Origin of the sequence: Halarchaeum nitratireducens, from assembly GCF_014647155.1 — an archaeon.
Lineage (GTDB): Archaea > Halobacteriota > Halobacteria > Halobacteriales > Halobacteriaceae > Halarchaeum > Halarchaeum nitratireducens.
In genome coordinates this window covers 128,696-147,058 of sequence record NZ_BMOQ01000007.1, presented here as the reverse complement: position 1 = coordinate 147,058, position 18,363 = coordinate 128,696, and the positions used below count along the sequence as shown (strand labels likewise).

Here is an 18,363-nt window from a genome sequence, read left to right as displayed (position 1 = left end):
TTAGTTGGTCTCCGTGGTGTCGTCGGTCGTCTCGCGCTGTAGCTTGATCGTCGCCGCGTAGAAGCCGTCTGCGAGGTTGTTTGCCCGCCGCTTCAACAGCGACGGCTTCCCCTCGCAACGGTCGACGAGTAACCGCCGGGCAAACGCCTCCGCGTAGCGCTCGATACGTTCGTTCAGCTGGTCACCGCTTCGGCTCTTGTCCGCGGGTACCGGCCACACTTGTTCGCTTCGCTGGTGAAGTTTTTCGAGCCGACCGGCGACGAGAAGCGCAGCCTCGTCTGCACTGAGTCGAAACTCGTTCGAGTCCTTCACTGCCTTCACCGATTCGCGGAACACGCGCTCGATCGCATACGGGCTGTCGTTCCCGTAGACCGGACGCACTGCATCGTAAGCCAGTTCCGCGAGTTCAGTGACGGTGTCTTTCGTCGCGTTCGTCATCTGTTGATAGTCTCCGTTGTAATCTGCATGTCGTTCGTGAGATTCCCGTGGTGGTCGAGGTAGTCCGCTTCCTCGAGCAGGTACCGTGCGGCCCCGCCGTCATCGGAACCCTGGACCGCCCGTTTCAGCAGGTACGATCCGGGAAGCGGCTTGTTCCGGACGATCCGAAGGTACTTCGCGAACCGTGCGTCGTCGAGCGCGAGCTCGTAGCCGAGTCCGATCAGCGCCGCGGCAGAACCGAGGCGCTCCCGGAACTTCGAGAGCGGGATGTCCCGACCGTAGAACCCGCTCACGGTCGAGAACCCCGCGTCGAGTTTCGCCATCTCCGGGAAGTCACGACCCCTGAGGTCGGGAATCGGGGACTCCGAGACGTACGCCCGGAGCCCCATCGCGGACGCGACCGAGAGGCCGACGAAGACGCCGAAGAACTGGAACTCCGTGTCGTTGTCCCTCGGTTTATAGAATGAGAGGGTCTGTGTTCCGAACCCGGCGTCCGACTCGAAGTCCTGTTGGATGCTTTCGACCATCGAACGACCACCCCCGTCGTCGGCGCGTGTCGACTCTCGAAGGACGGTCGAGATCAGCTCAGCGCACGGGGCCGGGCTGGACCGGTCCGCGTCGCTGGTCGCGAGGTCGAACATCGCGGAGGCGAGGTGTCCGACCCGCGTCATCGCCTCGCCAGTGAACTGCGCGAACACCTCCTCGGAGTAGAACTCCCACATCGTCGGCGTGTAGAAGTAGTCGGGGACGAGGTGGACGAAGATCCGGCCAGCGTCGCGACGACTCGAGCCGGTCTCCCGGAGGGAGAACTCGATCTGACACGGCGTGCAGACGAGGAGTTTCTCCGGCTGGCCGGCGTCGGCGGAGATCCGGTTCGAGTACCCCGCTTGGAACGTCGTGAGCGACTTCGGCGCCTCCATGTCGCTCTTCCGCGTGCTCGTCGTGCCCCGGTTGCAGAACGTGCACGTCTTCCCGCGTCGGATCGCGTGATGTTCCTCGAAGGAGTCGGTGAGGCCGTTCATCTCCTCGGTCGGCGGGGACGCCTGTCCATCGACGCGGAGGACATCGCCGATGTACGCGCGGAGCTCGGTCTCGAAGCGGCCCGTGTGTGCGGCCATAACGGCGTCTTCCCACTCCTCCTCGAGCGCGTCGAGGTTCGTGACGAGGAGTTTCGCGACGTGCCGGGGCACGTTCCCGGTCCAGCCGTCGCGGCGGGCGCGGTCCGCGACGTGTTGGCCGATCGCGTACGCGTAGTCCCACTTGCCGCCGGCCGTGAGGTCGATGTCGTCGTCCTCCCGTAGCTCCCGGAGGCCGTCGAGGACGCCCTCATCGACCTCGAAAAGCCGGCACGTGAGCGTGAGCGAGTCCTCGTCCGTCGAGCCGGCGTCCACGATCGGAGCGACGAACGACCGTTCGAACGTGTACACCAGACGCGCGTATCCCGGAGCGACGCGCGTGGTCGTATCGATCTCGATGGGGAGCCGGTCGTTCAGTGTCTCCATCGTCTCCGCCATGCTGTCGGTCGGATCGGCGTCGGGATCGGCGTCCTGCGTCGCCTTCACTGCGACCGCATAGAGGAGGTTCCGTGCGCCCGCGTAGAAGAAGTCTTGATCGTTGATTGTGTAGAAGCCCTGCGACTGCGTCGAGAGGTTCTCAGCGAGCGCGTCGTGGTCGTCGTACGCGGGATGGGAGTCACCGATCGTGGACTGGAGCCGGTTATACACGTCCCCGATCAGTGCGTCGTCGACGGTCACGTCGGGAGCGTCGCCGTCTGTCAAATAGACGCAGCCGTCCTGATAAACGAGGAGCGGCTCGTAGCTCACGCGATCACCGAGGGCCTCACTGACGGCTCCGTTGAGCAGGTTCGTGAGCATCCCCTTGACGTCGTCGAGCGTGTGCTGGCGGAGTTCGAGGTCGGTATCGGGGTACGCGACGTCGAGCGCACGCTGGTTCCGCTCGACGACGGCTGACTCCGGCGTGGGACAGGACGCGAACGCGTCCGCGAGGCGAACGTACGGACGAAGCCGACCGTACGTTCGAGTGGAGTGCTCTGGCTTCGAGTTCCACGTGTTCGCGTGGTCGACCGCGGACGCGTGGAAGTCCTCGATCCGGAGGTTTGGTCCGAACTCGTCGACCCCGAGCGCGTCGACGAGCTCTTCGACCTCCTCTCGTGGGATGTCGTACTCCTCGTCCATCGACTGCTCGCCGCGTAGCTTGTGAAGGTCGTGGACGGCGAACAGCGCGATCACCCGACGGAGATCGTCGTCGTCCAGCTCGTACGCGTCGAACGACGGCGCGACCTCGTTCAGCCACGTGATCGCGAACACGCCGTTCCGCACGTGGTTGAGCATCGACTGGTCGGTGAGATCGTACTTGACGCTCTTTGCGGACTCGAACGCCCAGCCGACGTCGAGGAGTCGTGGGTCGACGTCCGCAAGGTACTCGGCGAGGGCCGGGTGGACGTCTCGGTCTCCCCAGATGGAGTCGTTAACGGGCATTTTGTACTCGAACAGCGCTTTGCGATCGTAGCACGACCGAGCTGATCGGGGCGTACCGAATTCTACCGTCGTATTCGACGGCTCTATATCTCTGTGGGCTGTTTGTGGTTTCCACGTGCCTTTCCTCGATACCAGAATACGTATCCCAAGGGCAAAATTCTAGGGTGGCGTCTGTATAGGTTGTACTATACCCAACATTCGAGTGTACTCCCGACCATATAGACCAGTGCGACCCCCGAAGAAATCCAAGCGGAATTGAAACTCTGTCCGGGTCGTACGAACAACCGTTCATTCTTTCACCTCCACAGAGGCCGTCCCGCACCCACGAGAGACGAACCCGCCCACGCCCGCGTACTCGCTGAAGAGCGCGAGCGCCGTGACCGCTGTCCGGATGGCTTCGCTTGAACCCTTGAATCGATAGGTGCAGTCGGCGGTGAATCCCTGGCGGAGGATTGGGCCACCGTCTTCACCGCGATTGACGAGAACGCTGTGCGTCTCGTACGTGTTCGCGTCGGGCTTCTCGATGAGGTTCGTCTCAAAGTCCTCGCGAGTCATCGCGAGGTCGAGTTCGTCGGCCCGCTCATCCGGGATCGTCGACGACCATTTGCGGAGGAGCGAGCGGAAGACGCTGCCTCGATGGGGAAACATCGTCGTAATCTCTCCACTCTCCTTGATGCAGGTCGGCGTCTCGAAGCGCACCTCGATTTCGAAGGTGTCGTGGTTCCGCTTGACGATCTGCGAGGCTTCGGTGAGGAGCTCCTCGTGCGTCGTGTTCGTACTTGCGAAGTCGCGCACGCGGAAGTTGCCGTCGGCGAGTTCGAGCGTGTCGCCGCTGAAGACGAACGCGTCGGCGAGCGCTTGGAAGACCGACTGATCACGTGGGTCGGCGACGCCCAGCTTGAGGTCGTAGGTCTCGTCGCGGATCACGCGTTTGTGGTGGTCGCGGTGGCTCCCGTCGAAGCTCCCGAGGAGGCCACTGTTCGTCAGGCTCCCGATCGGGGAGTCATGGACGCGCATGCTGACGTCCTCGTCGACGTCGTCGAGCGCCGAGAGCACGGCCCCGTAGATCTGGTAGCCGTTCGCGGTCGGCACCGGGAATGACCCCTTCGGCTCAAGCGTTAAGTCGACCCGACGCATGACACCTCACGAAGCAGGGTAATCGTGTGTCGATTCACGATCACATCTGTACCGGTCACCCTATTGAATCTTTTCGTGGTTATGCAAACGTATTTGTGTATGTGAAATACTAGACGTTCAGTTGCACTATATCGAAGCCAAACCGTTTAGTCACACTCGACTGCAAGCGAACGTATGCGCACATACGTCTCGACGATCGGGCATCACAGCCCACGCGTGATGCGCCCGATCCTCAACAACGGCCTCAATGCGGACGACGTTGTCGTTCTCCTCCGACCGCACGACGACACGAGCGACCGGGCGAAGAACGCAATCCGAGACGTCGAACAGACCGTCAACGAACTCGGCCCTGGATCGGATATCGTCGTTGAGGAGATCAGCTACGGATCGTTTCAGACAGCCGTGTTAGAGTGTGTCGACATCCTAGAGGCGGCAGATGGAGCTGTCGTACTCAACTTCGATGGGGGGCCGCGAGAAATCTTCCTGCCGTTGACCGTCGCTGCGATTGCTCGACCGACCGTCGTTGACCTCGCTCTTCAGTTCAGAGACGTGGACGAAGAGATCGAGGAGCTCACGATTCCGAATCTAATGAGTCGTCCATCGGATGCGACCCTTGATACGCTCCGCTATCTCGTCTCTACTGCTGAAGAAATGACACTCCCCCAGCTCTCCAATGAGACTGATAAATCTCGGAGTACCGTCGGCCGACATCTCGATGCACTTGAGGCCGATGGCGCTGTCGAGACGTGGATGGAGGGGAAAACGCGCCACGTCTCTCCGACGCTCGCCGGTCAACTTCGCGTATGAGCACCATCTTCGTGGACCCTTTTCAAAGCCGTGGACAGGTGGGGTCCACGAATCAACTCTCCTCTCATGCGTCTTCAGAGAAAAGTATAGGTGCTTTGCACCGAAATAAGACCCCTGTCGCAACGCGGTAGAAACCCAGAACGGGATTGAAACTCCCCTGTTCGGAGAGGAGGAGGCGTTTCAGCTCGGGTCGCAACGCGGTAGAAACCCAGAACGGGATTGAAACTGTTCACCGCACGCCCGCCCGACCATGTGAATTCAACGCGAGTCGCAACGCGGTAGAAACCCAGAACGGGATTGAAACAAGGTCGTCCTGGTCCGCGAGCCACTCCCGAACGTCGCAACGCGGTAGAAACCCAGAACGGGATTGAAACTCGGCCTCCTCGTCGCTCGGCGCGTCGTCCACCACGTGTCGCAACGCGGTAGAAACCCAGAACGGGATTGAAACATGCAGATGGGGGTGTTTCGGCGTGAGTCGTATGCAGGTCGCAACGCGGTAGAAACCCAGAACGGGATTGAAACACGTCCGCGACGCGACGCTTCAAGCGCACCACTACCGTCGCAACGCGGTAGAAACCCAGAACGGGATTGAAACGAACCTCGCACGTGGCGAGGACGCGCCGGGGAGGACCGTCGCAACGCGGTAGAAACCCAGAACGGGATTGAAACGGTCGTCGACGAACTCCTGGGCTTTCTCCCGGATTGTCGCAACGCGGTAGAAACCCAGAACGGGATTGAAACGCTGTGGTGGTCCGACGCAGATCAATATGGACTTGACAGTCGCAACGCGGTAGAAACCCAGAACGGGATTGAAACACCCCTGCTCGTCGATCGAGTCCGCGACCTGCTCGGTCGCAACGCGGTAGAAACCCAGAACGGGATTGAAACACGGATCGACGACGTCCTCGACGTCGGGCTCGTCGTGTCGCAACGCGGTAGAAACCTAGAACGGGATTGAAACGATCGACGGTGCGATCAGTAAGGGCGCGATCGGGTCGCAACGCGGTAGAAACCCAGAACGGGATTGAAACTATTGATCCGCAGCCAGTCGAGGGCATCCGCGTCACTGTCGCAACGCGGTAGAAACCCAGAACGGGATTGAAACAGCGCGGTGTGGTACCGGAAGCAAACCGCGAACGGCAAGTCGCAACGCGGTAGAAACCCAGAACGGGATTGAAACATCCTGGGGGCCGTGCTGTGCGAGTTCCGCGACCTGTCGCAACGCGGTAGAAACCCAGAACGGGATTGAAACACCCGGTCGCCCTCAAGGAACTCCGACACGCTCACGTCGCAACGCGGTAGAAACCCAGAACGGGATTGAAACGGCCGGACGCGATCGTTGTCGACTCCGACTACTTCGTCGCAACGCGGTAGAAACCCAGAACGGGATTGAAACCGAGGAGCGCGGTCTGATGAACGTGAACGACGTCGAGTCGCAACGCGGTAGAAACCCAGAACGGAGCAGTGGATGCGTGCGTTCGAGGTGTAACACGCTAAACGCGATTCCGAGGCCGGCGCTGGCGCTCAGTACGACTTGTACGCCGCTTACCGATCGACCCACCCTTGGACGGAGCACGCCGACTGGGGAGTTCGGGTTCCCGAGCACGCTCGCCGTTAAGACGAAACTTCCGAGAGCGAGACAGCCCAGACCGACCTTCGGGACGAAATCAACGGCCAGCGAGAGCAAACTCATGACTCGGGCGTGATCCGAAAGTGGTCGATGACCTCGGCGAGGAAGCCAGATGCGAATATGAATACGAAGGCGGCCGTCGAGATGTCCGTGAGATCAAGGCCGAATATCTCACGCGGGATCGGAGTAGCGGCGTAGATGATGTGTAAACACCACAAGGAGAGCGGTGTGAGGACGAACACAGAGAGGGCGATCGGAGCCTGCGCTGACGGCTCTTCGAGACTCGCGCCGAGTGCGAGGGCTACTGCCGAGCTCGTGAACAACCACGTTCCGAGCACGTAGTAGACCCCGAAAGTGTCGAAAAGAGTCACTACAGCGTCCCCTACGGCATCAATTATCAGGTGGGGCGTACCCGACTGGATCCGTTAAAACTACCGCCGTAGTGGCCTTCGTAGGACGACGTCTGGTTACGCCACCGAAATGGCGTGCCCTTTTGCTAGGTCCACTTCTCTCGCTGACCGACGGGTCTACCGGAACAGTTCGCGCACCATCCCCGCCCACACGCCGGGCGCGTTCGAGCGTGAGTGTTCCAAGGCGTAGCGGAGGCTGTCCGCGGCGGCCTCGTGGACGCCACGACCGTGGCCGACGAGGATGCGCTCAGGTCGGAGGCCTCGAAGCGTCGAGGGCGGGGTGAGTCGGAGCATCGGGTGGACGCCGAGTTGCTCGTCGGCGCCGTGGAAGAACGGGGCGGTGCCGACGGCTTCGGGGACGACGAGCGTCTCACCGTCGAAGAGCGCGGCCTCGTGCCATCCCGGGACGGCGAGCGTCCGGAGGAGACCGTAGTCCGTGCCGGGGAGCGACCCGTCGAAGCGCTCGGTGGGAGCGTCGACCTCGCGGGTGAGAAACGACGGGAGGTAGACGGGGACGTCGTGGCGACGCGCGACGGTCGCGGCGTCGCGTTCGTGGCGATTGAGCAGGAGGACGACGCCCGCGACGTCGCCGGAAGCACCCGCTTCCGGCTGGCCCGCGGGAGCGTCGCTCCCGCGACCGTCGCCGAACTCGGCGGCGAGGTCGTCGATCCCGGACACGTCGATCGGGTCGACGAGGAACACCCCCGCGTCGGTGTCGAGGACGTGACTGACGCGTTGCATCGCCTCGTCAGGGTGAGCAAGCCAGCTCGTCCCGCCGTCGAATCGGTTCAGTTCCTCGTAGGTGTCGTCGCCGTCGGCGCTCGGCATACGTACGACTTCGTCCGGTGGTCACCTAAGTACTGGGTGGGGGAGTGTGGCCCGCGTTCGCCCGTGGATTCGGGGTCCCGGGAGCGAGTCGGAAACACGACCGTCGACGGCGGCGGGGTTTTTCGTCACGTCGTCCGTGGGGCCGGACATGGGATTGGACGAAGACGCGTTGGAGTACCACGAGCGCGAACCGGCGGGGAAGGTGGCGATCGCGACGACGAAGCCGACGAACACGCAGCGCGACCTCTCGCTGGCGTACTCGCCGGGGGTCGCCGCGCCCTGTCGGAAGATCGACGCCGACGAGACCGACGCCTACCGGTACACGGCGAAGGGGAACTTAGTGGGCGTGGTGTCGAACGGGTCGGCGGTGCTCGGCTTGGGTGACATCGGCGCACAGGCCTCAAAGCCGGTCATGGAGGGGAAGGGCGTCCTCTTCAAGCGCTTCGCGGACATCGACGTCTTCGACGTCGAACTCGATCAGACCGATGTCGACGCCTTCGTCGCCTCCGTCGCCGCCATGGAGCCCACTTTCGGGGGCATCAACCTCGAAGACATCAAAGCCCCGGAGTGCTTCGAGATCGAGCGACGCCTCCGCGACCAGATGGACATCCCCGTCTTCCACGACGACCAACACGGCACCGCCATCATCTCCGGTGCCGGACTCCTCAACGCCCTCGACGTCGTCGATAAGGACGTCGAGGACGTCGAGGTGGCGTTCTCCGGTGCGGGGGCGGCCGCCGTCTCGTGCGCGAAGTTCTACGCGTCGCTCGGCGTCCCGCGCGACCATATCACGATGTGCGACATCGACGGGGTCCTCTCACAGGAGCGCGCGGACGCGGGCGACCTCAGCCGGCACGCCGAACCGTTCGCGCAGGGCGTCGAGCCGGGCGACCTCGCAGACGCGATCGAGGGCGCGGACGTCCTCGTCGGGCTCTCCGTGGGCGGGATCGTCTCGCCGGAGATGATCCGCTCGATGGCCGACAACCCGATCGTCTTCGCCATGGCGAACCCGGATCCGGAGATCGGCTACGAGGAGGCGAAGAACGCCCGCGACGATCAGGTGATCATGGCGACGGGGCGCTCGGACTACCCGAACATGGTCAACAACGTCCTCGGATTCCCGTTCATCTTCCGTGGGGCGCTCGACGCCCGTGCCACGGAGATCAACGAGGGGATGAAGGTCGCCGCCGCGGAGGCGCTGGCGGATCTCGCGCGGGAGGACGTGCCGGATCAGGTCGTGAAGGCCTACGGCGACCAGCCCCTCCAGTTCGGCCCCGAGTACATCCTCCCGAAGCCGCTCGACCCGCGCGTGCTCTTCGAGGTCGCGCCCGCCGTCGCCGACGCCGCCATGGAGTCCGGCGTCGCGCGCGAATCGCTCGATCTCTCGGCGTACCGCGAGCGCCTCGAAGCCCGTCTCGGGAAGTCCCGCGAGATGATGCGCGTCGTCCTCAACAAGGCCAAGAGCGACCCGAAGCGCGTCGCCCTCGGCGACGGCGACCAGGAGAAGATGGTTCGTGCGGCCTACCAGCTCCAGGATCAGGGGATCGCGGAGCCGGTCCTCCTCGGCGATCGGGAGACGATCGTGGCGATCGCGGACGACCTCACGCTCGACTTCGAGCCCGAGATCGTCGACCCCGGGACCGCCGGCAACGAGGCGTACGTCGATCGCCTCCACGACCTCCGCAAGCGCAAGGGGGTGACGCGGAGCGAGGCTTCCGACCTCGTCTCGCGCGACTCGGCGTACTACGGTAGCGTGATGGTGGAACAGGGGGACGCGGACGCCCTCCTCACCGGCCTCACGCATCACCACCCGACGGCGCTCCGCCCGCCTCTCCAGGTCGTCGGCACCGCCCCTGACGCCGAGTACGTCGCCGGGATCTACATGCTGACGTTCAAGAACCGCGTGCTCTTCTGCGCCGACGCCACTGTCAACCTCGATCCGACGGCCGAACAGTTGGCGGAGATCACGCATCACGTCGCGGAGACCGCCCGTCGCTTCGACGTCGACCCGCGCGTCGCGCTCCTCTCCTACTCTGACTTCGGCAGCGTCGAGAACGAGGGGACGGCGAAGCCCCGCGAGGCCGTCGAGATGCTTCACGACGATCCGAGCGTGGATTTCCCGGTGGACGGCGAGATGCAGGCTGACACCGCCGTCGTCGAGGACATCCTCGCGGACACGTACGGCTTCGCGGAACTCGATGGGCCCGCGAACTGCCTCGTCTTCCCGAACCTCGAAGCCGGTAACATCGGCTACAAGCTCCTCCAGCGTCTGGGTGGTGCCGACGCGATCGGCCCGATGCTCGCGGGCATGGACGAACCCGTCCACGTCATCCAGCGCGGCGACGAGGTCAAGGACATCGTCAATCTGGCCGCCGTCGCGGTCGTGGACGCCCAAGAGGAAGAGTAGCGGCCGCGGTGTGGTCGCGGCTCGGTCACGGTCTAGTGCGCTGGGTCGCGGTTCGGCCACAGTGGGGTCGCGGTTCGGCTCGCCGTCGCGGTGTGCGATTGCGGTACGGTCACCGCCACCGAGTCGTACCGCGAGCGCGGCGCGCTCGCGGGCTTTTTTAGTGGAGGTTTTTGCTGCGAGCGGTCGCCGGAGGCGGCCCGAGCAGGAAAAAGTCCGTTAGTAGTACCAGGCGTCGTCGTCGAAGTCCGGGTCCCGCCCGTCGAGGAAGGCGTCGCGGCCCTCGGCCGCCTCGTCGGTCATGTAGCCGAGGCGCGTGGCTTCGCCGGCGAAGACCTGCTGGCCGATCATGCCGTCGTCGGTCGCGTTGAACCCGTATTTGAGCATCCGCATCGCCATCGGGGACTTCGCGCACATCGTCTCCGCCCACTCAAGCGCGACATCCTCCAGCTCATCGTGCGGGACGGCCTCGTTGGCCATCCCCATGTCGACGGCCTCCTCAGCACTGTAGGTCTTCCCGAGGAAGAAGACCTCGCGGGCTTTCTTCTGTCCGATCTGTTTGGCGAGGTAGGCGGAGCCGAAGCCGGCGTCGAAGGAGGCGACGTCGGGGTCGGTCTGGAGGAACTTCGCGTGCTCCTCGCTGGCGAGCGTCAGATCGCAGACGACGTGGAGGGAGTGGCCGCCGCCGACCGCCCAGCCGGGGACGACGGCGACGACGGGCTTCGGCATGAAACGGATGGCGCGCTGGACTTCGAGGATGTGAAGTCGGCCGGCCTCAGCCTCGTCGATGTCCGCGTCCCCGTTCTCGTCTCGCGGCTCCGCCGCTCGACTGTCCCCGTCGCTTCGCTCCGGGTTCTCGTCGCCCTCGTCGCGGTACTCGTACCCTTCGTTCCCGCGGACGGACTGATCGCCGCCGGCGCAGAAGGCCCAGCCGCCGTCCTTCGGACTCGGACCGTTACCGGTGAGGATGACGCATCCGACGTCCGACTTGCGTTTCGCGTGATCGAGCGCGGTGGCGAGTTCGTCCACCGTCTGCGGGCGAAATGCGTTGCGAACCGCGGGGCGGTCGAAGGCGATGCGGAGCGCGCCGACGTCCCGGGCGCGGTGATAGGTGAGATCGTCGAAGTCGAAGTTCGCTACCTCCTCCCAGCGCTCGGGGTCGAAGGTCTCCGAGACGGTGTCCATACCGGGTGATCGGGCCGGGTCGCGCTAAAGGCTTCCCTCAGCGCCGCGGGTCGTCAACGCGTCCGTCGCGCCCGTGGGAGTCGGTGTCGGCGGTGTTGATCCCGGGGCGGCCGGCATCGTCCCCGTTCGCTGCGGCGTCGGATACGGGTAGGATCGTCGTGTCGGGAGCGTCGAGGGGGCTGTCGGGACCGGTGAGCCACGCGGTGAGGTAGACGACGCAGGCGGCGACGACGGCGGCCGGCAGTTGGAACGAGACGGCACCGTAGACGACCGTCACGGCCATCGTCGCTCGGGCGAGCGTCTGCCGGTCGGCTCCACCGTAGTAGACGATGGCGGCGAGCGCCAGCGCCGCGATCAGGACACCGACGCCGAGGAGGACCTCTTGGACGATGAGCATGCTGTACACGAGCGCGAGGACGCCGAGGAGAACGACGACGCCCGCGGCGACGCGGTGTGTTGAGGGCATCGTTCGGTGGTGTCGCGTCCGGACGCAAAACGGTACCGCTCGGTACCGCTTGGATCACGCGAGAACGGTCTCGTTCGGGTCGGTGTCTCACGCCCGCGGCCTCGTGGCACCGCGGCGCGTTCACTCGCGCTGATCGAGGATCCGGTCGATGATCGCGCCCGTCGAGAGCAGTTCGTCGTCGTATCGGCGTTCGCGTGCCGACGCTCGGCGGACGGCGCAGTCTAGGCCGCGCTCGGCCAGTTGCGCCGCGATCGCGTCGGCGTCGTGGTGTTGGTCGTAGCCGAGTGCGATGACCGACGGCTCGATCTCCTCGATCGGCGCGAAGATGTCGTCGGGGTGGCCGACGCGCGCCTCGTCGACGGGGTCGAGCGCGGCGACCATATCGCGGCGCTGGCGGTTCGGAAGGATCGGCTGTGCTTTGTGCGTCACGTTCTCCCGACGGGCGACGATGACGTGGAGTTCGTCCCCCATCGCCTTCGCCTCGCGGAGGTAGTGGACGTGGCCGGGGTGGAGGAGATCGAAGGTGCCCTGCGCGACGACGCGCGCCGTCATCGTCGGTCCTCCTCTTCGAGCTCGGCGTCGATGTCGGCCTGCGTGAAGTCGAAGAAGTCCTCCGGGTCGGGAAGCGAGACGTCGTAGACGTCGAGCGTCGCCGGTTCGCCCTCGCGGTCGAACGCGCGCCAGCAGTCGCGCTCGTAGGGCGCGCCGAGGATCACGTGGACGTTCCCCTTCGTGAACATCTGTCGGTCCTGATCGCTCGGCCGGAGGACGCCGTTCGGGTGGGAGTGGATGGTCCCGACCGTGTGGCTGTCGTTCGGCACGAGGTCGGACTGGAGGGTCGCCTGCACGGGACTTGACGTCGTCTTCGGGATGAAGAGCACGTCCGTGATGAGATCGCCCTCGCCGTCGAGGTCGTACTCCGCGGCCGGCGTCCCCCGAAGGACGCCGAGGTACTCGTTCGGGTGGGAGTCCTCGGCCGCTTCGAGGGCGAAATCGAGCGTCTCCCCGGCGATGCCGACCACCGGCCGCGAGCGGAACGCCATACGTCGTCGTGGTCGCCCGCGCGTGCTAAACCTTTCGAGGGCGGGACGAGCGGCGCCGGTCGGCGGACGCAGTGGGCGCGCGGGAACGCCGCTGTGCGCGGAGCCGACGCCACGCGACCTATAAAGTCTTAAACGCGCCGGTGCCGAAACTCGATCCATGACTGACGGTTCTTCCGACGACGACGCCACGCCCGTCGTCTATCGGCTCGCCCCCGAGTGTACCGTCGAGGCTACCGACGTGGGCGAGCGTTACACCGCGACCGTGAACGGCGTGGTCGAATACGGCGTCTTCGTCGACCTCTCAGCGAACGTCTCGGGACTCCTCCACGAGTCCGTCCTCCCCGCCGAGGCCGACTACGATGTCGGTGACGACCTCGTCGTCGAGCTCACCGAGATCCGCGAAAACGGCGATCTCGGCTTCGAGCTCTACGAGGGCGACGACTACGCGATCGAGGAGCGGATGTTCGCCTACGACCGTACCGCCGCGGGCGCGCTCGCCGGTCGGACCGGTGACACCGTCCACGTCGAAGGCGAGATCGTCCAGATCAAACAGACCGGCGGCCCGACGGTATTCCGCCTCCGCGACGAGAGCGGCACCGTCCCCTGCACCGCCTTCGAGGAGGCCGGCGTCCGCGCCTATCCCGAGATCGAGATCGGCGACGTCGTCCACGTGACCGGCGAGGTCGAGGAGCGCGAGGGCGCCCTGCAAGTCGAGATCGACGCGCTCGAAACGCTCGATGCCGGGGCGGCGGAGCACGTCCGCGCCCGCCTCGACGCCTCCGCGGCCGAGCGCGCGACGCCCGCCGACGTCGACCCGCTCGTCGACTGGTCGGCGATGCGCGAACTCTACCCCGACCTCCAACGGGTCGCGCGCCGCCTCCGCCGGACCGTCTTGGAGTCGCGTCCGATCCGGATGCGCCACCACGCCGACGGCGACGGGATGTGCGCGAGCGTTCCGGTCCAGCTCGCCTTGGAGCGCTTCATCGAGCGCACCCACGAGGACCCCGACGCGAAGCGCCACCTCCTCAAGCGCCTCCCCTCGAAGGCCCCCTACTACGAGATGGAGGACGCGACGCGGGACCTCAACTTCGCCCTCGAAGACCAGACCCGCCACGGGCAGAAGCTCCCGCTCCTCCTCATGCTCGACAACGGCTCCACGGAGGAGGACACGCCCGCCTACGAGACGCTCAGTCACTACGACATCCCGATCCTCGTGGTCGATCACCACCACCCGGATCACGACGCCGTCGACCCGTTCGTCGACGAGCACGTCAACCCCTACCTCCACGGCGAGGACTACCGCGTGACGACGGGCATGATGTGCGTCGAGCTCGCGCGCATGATCGCGCCCTCGATCGCCGACGACCTCGATCACGTCCCCGCGGTCGCCGGCCTCTCCGATCGCTCGAAAGCCAGCGCGATGAGCGACTACCTCGATCTCGCGCGCGAGGCCGGCTACGACGAGGAATTCCTCCACGACGTCAGCGAGGCGCTCGACTACGAGGCCTTCTGGCTCCGCTATAGCGCGGGTCGGAACCTCATCAACGACGTGCTGAACGTCGGGGGAAGCGAGGAGCGCCAGCGCGAACTCGTCCCGTGGCTCGCCGAGCGCGCCGAGCGCGACGTCGAACTCCAACTCGACGCCGCACTGCCCCACGTCGAGCACGAGACCGTCGACTCGGGCGCACACCTCTATCGGATCGACGTCGAGAACTACGCCCACCGCTTCACCTACCCCGCGCCCGGGAAGACGACGGGCGAGATCCACGACCGGAAGGTCGAGGAGACGGGCGAGCCCGTCATCACCATCGGGTACGGCCCCGACTTCGCCGTCCTCCGAAGCGACGGCGTCCGCATGGACATCCCGCAGATGGTCACCGAACTCAACGAGGAGTTCCCCGGGGCCGGCGTTTCGGGCGGCGGCCACCTCGTCGTCGGCTCCATCCGCTTCGTCAACGGGATGCGCGAGGAGGTCCTCGACGCCCTCGTCTCGAAGATGGCCGACGCCGAGATCGACGAGGAACTGCACAGCACGCTGACGCGCTAGCGCGTCACGTCGCCAGCGAACGCACGGGCGCTCACTCCCACTCCTCGCCGCGCCACCCGACCACGTCGGTCTCGGCGGCCGCACCGCCGGCGCCGGCGTCGGCGCGCACGAACGCGATTTCTCGACGGAGATACGCACACGCGCCCCCGACGCCACAGAGTACCGCGATCACCAGTGCGACCGGGAGCGTCCAGACGCCGCCGCGCCAGTCCGCACCGAAGAGTCGCGCGTAGTAGCGCCCGACGGCCGGGTCGTCGACGACGAGTTCCGTCTCGCGGTTGGCGGTCACGGCGTTCGCGTTCCAGTTGACGCTCCCGACGAGGACGCGCTCGCCGTCCGCGATCGCGCCCTTCACGTGGAGGTGCCCGTAGCGTCCGCGGGAGTCGGCGAGTTTCGCGCGGAGGTCGAGGCCGTCGCGTCGCGCGCGGTCGTTCAATCGCGCAACGAGGGCGGCGTTCTCCTCACGAGCGTACCACGCGCCGCTCAACAGGACGCGGACGCGGACGCCGCGTCCCGCGGCCGCGAGCGTCTCGTTCCAGAGGGCGGTGTCGGGACTGAACTCCATCTGTTCGACGGCGAGCATCTCGGTGGCGTTGCGGACGAATCCGACGAGCGCGCGCTTCGAGGTGTCCGGTGAGACGACGAGCGAGACGCGATCGGCGGTCGTGGTCAACGGCGCGAACGTCGACGGATACGTCGCGTTCGCGGGATGGGGCGGCTGGAACGTCGCGTTCGCTCGGTAGCTCGGCCACGCGACGCCGTCGATCCACCCGCTGTCGGCGCGGTGGACCGCGGCGAGGGCGTCGGCGAGCGCCGCGTCGTCGACGACCGCCCCCCAGCCACGGGTCGCGTGCCCGCCGACGCCGCTCGGATCCCAGTTCTCCGAGGTGACGAGCGCCGCGTCGTCGACGACGGCGTACTTCGCGTGGTGGAACGGGTAGCGCGCGTGTGGGCCGTCGAGAACCGTCACCGTGACGTTCGGCGCCGCGGCGAGGCGATCGAGGACGGTCGCCTCCCGTGCGGAGACGCCGCCGACCGGTCCGCCCTCGACGAGGACGTGCACGCGCACGCCGCGTCCGGCGGCGTCGCGGAGGGCCGCGGCGACGCGCGTCGACGTGAACGTGTAGCCGCCGAGGAGCACGCGACGCTCGGCCGCCCCGAGGGCGTCCGTGACCACGTCGGGAGCGTCGGGGAGCGCGAACACCGTCGTCGAGGCGTCCGTCACCGATCGTACGTCGAACGCCGTTCGGCCGGGCGAACGCCACTCGCCTCGCGCGTACACCTCACCCGAGGGAGCGTCCGTGTAGCTCGCGGCGTCGACGACGCGCCCACCGCAGACGAGGACGAGGCGCTCGCCGGCGTTGGCGAGCGACGGGAGCGCGCTCTCGATCACGCGGCCGGAGACGAGCGCGCGCGTCCGGTTCGGGGCGGTGCTGAGCGTCACGCGCCCTCGGACCGTGACGTTCGGGAGGCTGACGGTTTTTTCGTCATCCGCGAGCGTACACCGTCCGAGGTGCGTCTCCTCGGGGAGCGCGACGGTGACAAACTCGCCGGCGTCGTTCGGGAGAACCGGGTTCGGGTAGAGCGCGACGACGGTCGGGGTTCCGCCCGCGGCGACCGGGTCGCGCTCGCCACCCGCGTCCGTTCCGGCGACCGTCCCGGAGACGCAGGCGACGAGCAGGAGCGCGCAGGCGAGTCGCGCGGCAAGGCGTGTCCGTGGCGTCACGCTCCCGAGTGCGCCCGCCATCGCACAAGAAGGCGCGCTGACGGCGGCGCGGTCGGCACGCTTTAGCGACCGGCGACCCGAGGGCGGCGTATGGTCGCGTTCACGCTGATCGAGGGCGTCCGCATGGCCGGCTACGCGCTGGCGACGCTCGGGATGTTGCTCGTCTTCCTCGAATTCTTCCAACAGCCGAGCTACGTGAGTTACGATCCGGAGTTCGAGAACTACACCGTCGACATCTCTCCGAGGGCGGTCCGCGAGCACACGTGGATCGGCCGGATCGGCGCGCTCTGCGCCGCGGCCGGGTTCGCCGTCGAGTTCCTCGCCTTCTTCCTCTAGTCGAGCGCCGCCGCCGCCTTCTCGGCCTCGGACTGCACGAGGAACGACCGCGTCTCGGCGTGTTCGGCGGCCGTTTCGAGCGCCCGCGCGGTGCCGATCTGGTAGAGCGCCCACGCGGCGCTCGCGCGCACGCCCTCGCTCTCGTCGTCGGCGAGGACGTCGCCGAGCGGGGCGATCGCGCGCGTGTCACCGAGGAGGCCGAGGGCGCGCGCCGCCGCGCTCCGGACGTCCTCGCGCTCCGCGACGAGCCACTGGGCGACGTCCGCCGTGTAGTCGGTCGCGCCGAGCTCGCCGATCGCACGCAGCGCCGTCTTCTGGAGTTGGGGGTTCGAGTCGGAGTCGATGTAGTCCGCGACGCCCTCGACGGCGTCGGGGTGCCCCGTCTTCCCGAGCGCCTCGACGGCTTTGAGGGTGCGCCGCTGGGCCTTCTCCTTCAGGACCTCGATGGCCTCGGGGTTCCCCATGCGGACGAACGCCTCCAGGCAGTGCTTTTGCATGTATTCGGAGTCCCCGAAGTGCTCCATGCAGAGCGCGACCATCTCGGCGTCGTCGCGCTTCGTCCACTCCTTCACCGCCGACCACTCGGGCGGGTAGTCCTTGTGTTTGCCGAGGACGTCGTAGAATCCCTCGTACTGCAGTTTCGCGCGCGAGGAGAGGTCGGCGAACGCCTGTGAGTCCTCAACCCCGGAGTGGAGCGCGTCCGCGAGATCGAGGAGCGCGGCGATCGTCTCCTCGTCCTCGTCGGCATCGAGGGCCGCGTCCTCTACGGCTGCGACCGTCGCGTCGAGCGCGTCGGCGTCGTCGCCGGCGAGATCGGTCCCGAGCTCTGCGGCGACGTCCGTCACGAACGTCTCGATCGCGGCCGCGACCTGCCCGTCGCCCGTCTCCGTCCAGCGCGTACCCTCGACCGTCGATTTCGCCGCCTCGATCTCGCTCACCACGTCCTCGGCGTACGGGCCGCGTTGCTCTTCGAGTTCGTCCTGGAGGTCTTGGAGTTCGTTCGTCAGCTCTTCTTCGAAGTCGAGGAGCTCCTCGACCTCCTCGTCCTCATCGAGTTCCTCCTCGTCCGGCTGGAACGCCTCGGGGTCGGTGAAGTCGGCGGCCTCGATGTCGGCCTCGATCTCGTCCAGGGTCGCCTCGACGCCGTCGAGGTCGGCCTCCGTCTCGGCGGCCACGAGCGCGTCCTCGGCCTCGCTCAAGCGGGCGAGGAGCGTCTCGTAGCGCTCGCGCTCCTCGGGGCGGGGACCGTCGTCTTCGCTCTCGGTCGCCCCGTCGCCGGCTGTCTCGGCCGCGTCGGGTTCGTCGGCCGGCGCGTCCGTGCTCTCGGACTCGTCGGGGGCCGGCTCGTCCGCGGCGTCCGCCGGCTCGTCGTCCCCGTCACTCATACTCCAGCGTTCCGCCAGCGCGC

General features: G+C 66.3%; 15 protein-coding genes and 1 CRISPR repeat array. Of the genes, 4 read left to right on the top strand and 11 right to left on the bottom strand.

Features of this window, described 5'->3' with window-relative positions:
- From cas10d (IEX91_RS16555) to cas6, 3 genes are all read right to left on the bottom strand, one after another.
- Positions 1 to 438, bottom strand: a complete 438-nt coding sequence (gene cas10d, locus IEX91_RS16555) for a type I-D CRISPR-associated protein Cas10d/Csc3 (RefSeq protein WP_188879546.1) — start codon at positions 436 to 438, stop codon at positions 1 to 3.
- A complete protein-coding gene (cas10d, locus tag IEX91_RS13220) occupies positions 435 to 2,936 on the bottom strand; it encodes a type I-D CRISPR-associated protein Cas10d/Csc3 (RefSeq protein WP_188879545.1) in 2,502 nt (833 codons plus the stop codon). Before cas10d (IEX91_RS13220) ends, cas10d (IEX91_RS16555) begins: the two co-directional genes overlap by 4 nt.
- Before the next feature lie 288 nt (positions 2,937 to 3,224).
- The gene (gene cas6, locus IEX91_RS13215; RefSeq protein WP_188879544.1) at positions 3,225 to 4,073 is read right to left on the bottom strand and encodes a CRISPR system precrRNA processing endoribonuclease RAMP protein Cas6; all 849 of its coding nucleotides are present in this window, start codon (positions 4,071 to 4,073) and stop codon (positions 3,225 to 3,227) included.
- A gap of 174 nt (positions 4,074 to 4,247) precedes the next feature.
- Here cas6 and csa3 point away from each other — a divergent pair, with 174 nt between their 5' ends.
- A complete protein-coding gene (csa3, locus tag IEX91_RS13210; protein WP_188879542.1) occupies positions 4,248 to 4,880 on the top strand; it encodes a CRISPR-associated CARF protein Csa3 in 633 nt (210 codons plus the stop codon).
- 116 nt (positions 4,881 to 4,996) lie between these two features.
- A CRISPR array of direct repeats spans positions 4,997 to 6,276; the repeat unit is 37 nt; unit sequence GTCGCAACGCGGTAGAAACCCAGAACGGGATTGAAAC.
- A gap of 293 nt (positions 6,277 to 6,569) precedes the next feature.
- On the opposite strand, the gene IEX91_RS13205 is transcribed toward csa3, so the two are convergent.
- Together IEX91_RS13205 and IEX91_RS13200 are read right to left on the bottom strand one after the other, a co-directional pair.
- Positions 6,570 to 6,881 carry a hypothetical protein gene (locus tag IEX91_RS13205; protein ID WP_188879540.1) on the bottom strand — a complete coding sequence of 104 codons (312 nt, stop codon included), beginning with the start codon at positions 6,879 to 6,881 and terminating at the stop codon, positions 6,570 to 6,572.
- A gap of 156 nt (positions 6,882 to 7,037) precedes the next feature.
- Complete coding sequence (locus tag IEX91_RS13200) at positions 7,038 to 7,748, bottom strand: hypothetical protein (RefSeq protein WP_188879539.1); 711 nt, start codon at positions 7,746 to 7,748, stop codon at positions 7,038 to 7,040.
- A 148-nt stretch (positions 7,749 to 7,896) separates the two neighbouring features.
- On the opposite strand from IEX91_RS13200, the gene IEX91_RS13195 reads away from it, so the two are divergent.
- Entirely contained in the window at positions 7,897 to 10,155 is a 2,259-nt protein-coding gene (locus IEX91_RS13195) for an NADP-dependent malic enzyme (RefSeq protein ID WP_188879537.1), read from the top strand.
- Between the two features lie 216 nt (positions 10,156 to 10,371).
- Here IEX91_RS13195 and IEX91_RS13190 read toward each other — a convergent pair whose 3' ends face one another.
- The 4 genes from IEX91_RS13190 to IEX91_RS13175 all read right to left on the bottom strand — a co-directional run bounded on the left by IEX91_RS13190 (position 10,372) and on the right by IEX91_RS13175 (position 12,846).
- Positions 10,372 to 11,337, bottom strand: coding sequence for a 1,4-dihydroxy-2-naphthoyl-CoA synthase (locus tag IEX91_RS13190; RefSeq protein WP_188879536.1), 966 nt, complete (start codon positions 11,335 to 11,337; stop codon positions 10,372 to 10,374).
- Between the two features lie 37 nt (positions 11,338 to 11,374).
- Positions 11,375 to 11,803, bottom strand: a complete 429-nt coding sequence (locus tag IEX91_RS13185; RefSeq protein WP_188879534.1) for a hypothetical protein — start codon at positions 11,801 to 11,803, stop codon at positions 11,375 to 11,377.
- Positions 11,804 to 11,923: 120 nt separating this feature from the next.
- A complete protein-coding gene (locus IEX91_RS13180) occupies positions 11,924 to 12,355 on the bottom strand; it encodes an adenylyltransferase/cytidyltransferase family protein (RefSeq protein ID WP_188879532.1) in 432 nt (143 codons plus the stop codon).
- Positions 12,352 to 12,846 (bottom strand): Mov34/MPN/PAD-1 family protein, encoded by a 495-nt coding sequence (locus IEX91_RS13175; protein WP_188879530.1) that lies wholly within the window; start codon positions 12,844 to 12,846, stop codon positions 12,352 to 12,354. Before IEX91_RS13175 ends, IEX91_RS13180 begins: the two co-directional genes overlap by 4 nt.
- A gap of 157 nt (positions 12,847 to 13,003) precedes the next feature.
- Between IEX91_RS13175 and IEX91_RS13170 the strand changes: the two genes are divergently transcribed.
- Complete coding sequence (locus tag IEX91_RS13170; RefSeq protein ID WP_188879529.1) at positions 13,004 to 14,893, top strand: DHH family phosphoesterase; 1,890 nt, start codon at positions 13,004 to 13,006, stop codon at positions 14,891 to 14,893.
- Positions 14,894 to 14,924: 31 nt separating this feature from the next.
- Here the strand turns inward: IEX91_RS13170 and IEX91_RS13165 are convergent, their stop codons facing one another.
- Entirely contained in the window at positions 14,925 to 16,619 is a 1,695-nt protein-coding gene (locus IEX91_RS13165; protein ID WP_188879528.1) for a phospholipase D-like domain-containing protein, read from the bottom strand.
- 90 nt (positions 16,620 to 16,709) lie between these two features.
- Here IEX91_RS13165 and IEX91_RS13160 point away from each other — a divergent pair, with 90 nt between their 5' ends.
- Positions 16,710 to 16,955: a hypothetical protein gene (locus IEX91_RS13160; protein WP_188879527.1), complete on the top strand. Its 246-nt coding sequence runs from the start codon at positions 16,710 to 16,712 to the stop codon at positions 16,953 to 16,955.
- Here the strand turns inward: IEX91_RS13160 and IEX91_RS13155 are convergent.
- Positions 16,952 to 18,340: a HEAT repeat domain-containing protein gene (locus tag IEX91_RS13155; RefSeq protein WP_188879526.1), complete on the bottom strand. Its 1,389-nt coding sequence runs from the start codon at positions 18,338 to 18,340 to the stop codon at positions 16,952 to 16,954. The two genes, IEX91_RS13160 and IEX91_RS13155, sit on opposite strands and share 4 nt — an antisense overlap.
- Positions 18,341 to 18,363 lie beyond the last annotated feature (23 nt).

What these genes read in the sequence shown, in the direction of transcription:
- cas10d (WP_188879546.1), bottom strand. Translation starts at nt 438, where the DNA reads ATGACGAACGCGACGAAAGACACCGTCACTGAACTCGCGGAACTGGCT.
- cas10d (WP_188879545.1), bottom strand. Translation starts at nt 2,936, where the DNA reads ATGCCCGTTAACGACTCCATCTGGGGAGACCGAGACGTCCACCCGGCC.
- cas6 (WP_188879544.1), bottom strand. Translation starts at nt 4,073, where the DNA reads ATGCGTCGGGTCGACTTAACGCTTGAGCCGAAGGGGTCATTCCCGGTG.
- csa3 (WP_188879542.1), top strand. Translation starts at nt 4,248, where the DNA reads ATGCGCACATACGTCTCGACGATCGGGCATCACAGCCCACGCGTGATG.
- IEX91_RS13200 (WP_188879539.1), bottom strand. Translation starts at nt 7,748, where the DNA reads ATGCCGAGCGCCGACGGCGACGACACCTACGAGGAACTGAACCGATTC.
- IEX91_RS13195 (WP_188879537.1), top strand. Translation starts at nt 7,897, where the DNA reads ATGGGATTGGACGAAGACGCGTTGGAGTACCACGAGCGCGAACCGGCG.
- IEX91_RS13190 (WP_188879536.1), bottom strand. Translation starts at nt 11,337, where the DNA reads ATGGACACCGTCTCGGAGACCTTCGACCCCGAGCGCTGGGAGGAGGTA.
- IEX91_RS13185 (WP_188879534.1), bottom strand. Translation starts at nt 11,803, where the DNA reads ATGCCCTCAACACACCGCGTCGCCGCGGGCGTCGTCGTTCTCCTCGGC.
- IEX91_RS13180 (WP_188879532.1), bottom strand. Translation starts at nt 12,355, where the DNA reads ATGACGGCGCGCGTCGTCGCGCAGGGCACCTTCGATCTCCTCCACCCC.
- IEX91_RS13175 (WP_188879530.1), bottom strand. Translation starts at nt 12,846, where the DNA reads ATGGCGTTCCGCTCGCGGCCGGTGGTCGGCATCGCCGGGGAGACGCTC.
- IEX91_RS13170 (WP_188879529.1), top strand. Translation starts at nt 13,004, where the DNA reads ATGACTGACGGTTCTTCCGACGACGACGCCACGCCCGTCGTCTATCGG.
- IEX91_RS13160 (WP_188879527.1), top strand. Translation starts at nt 16,710, where the DNA reads ATGGTCGCGTTCACGCTGATCGAGGGCGTCCGCATGGCCGGCTACGCG.
- IEX91_RS13155 (WP_188879526.1), bottom strand. Translation starts at nt 18,340, where the DNA reads ATGAGTGACGGGGACGACGAGCCGGCGGACGCCGCGGACGAGCCGGCC.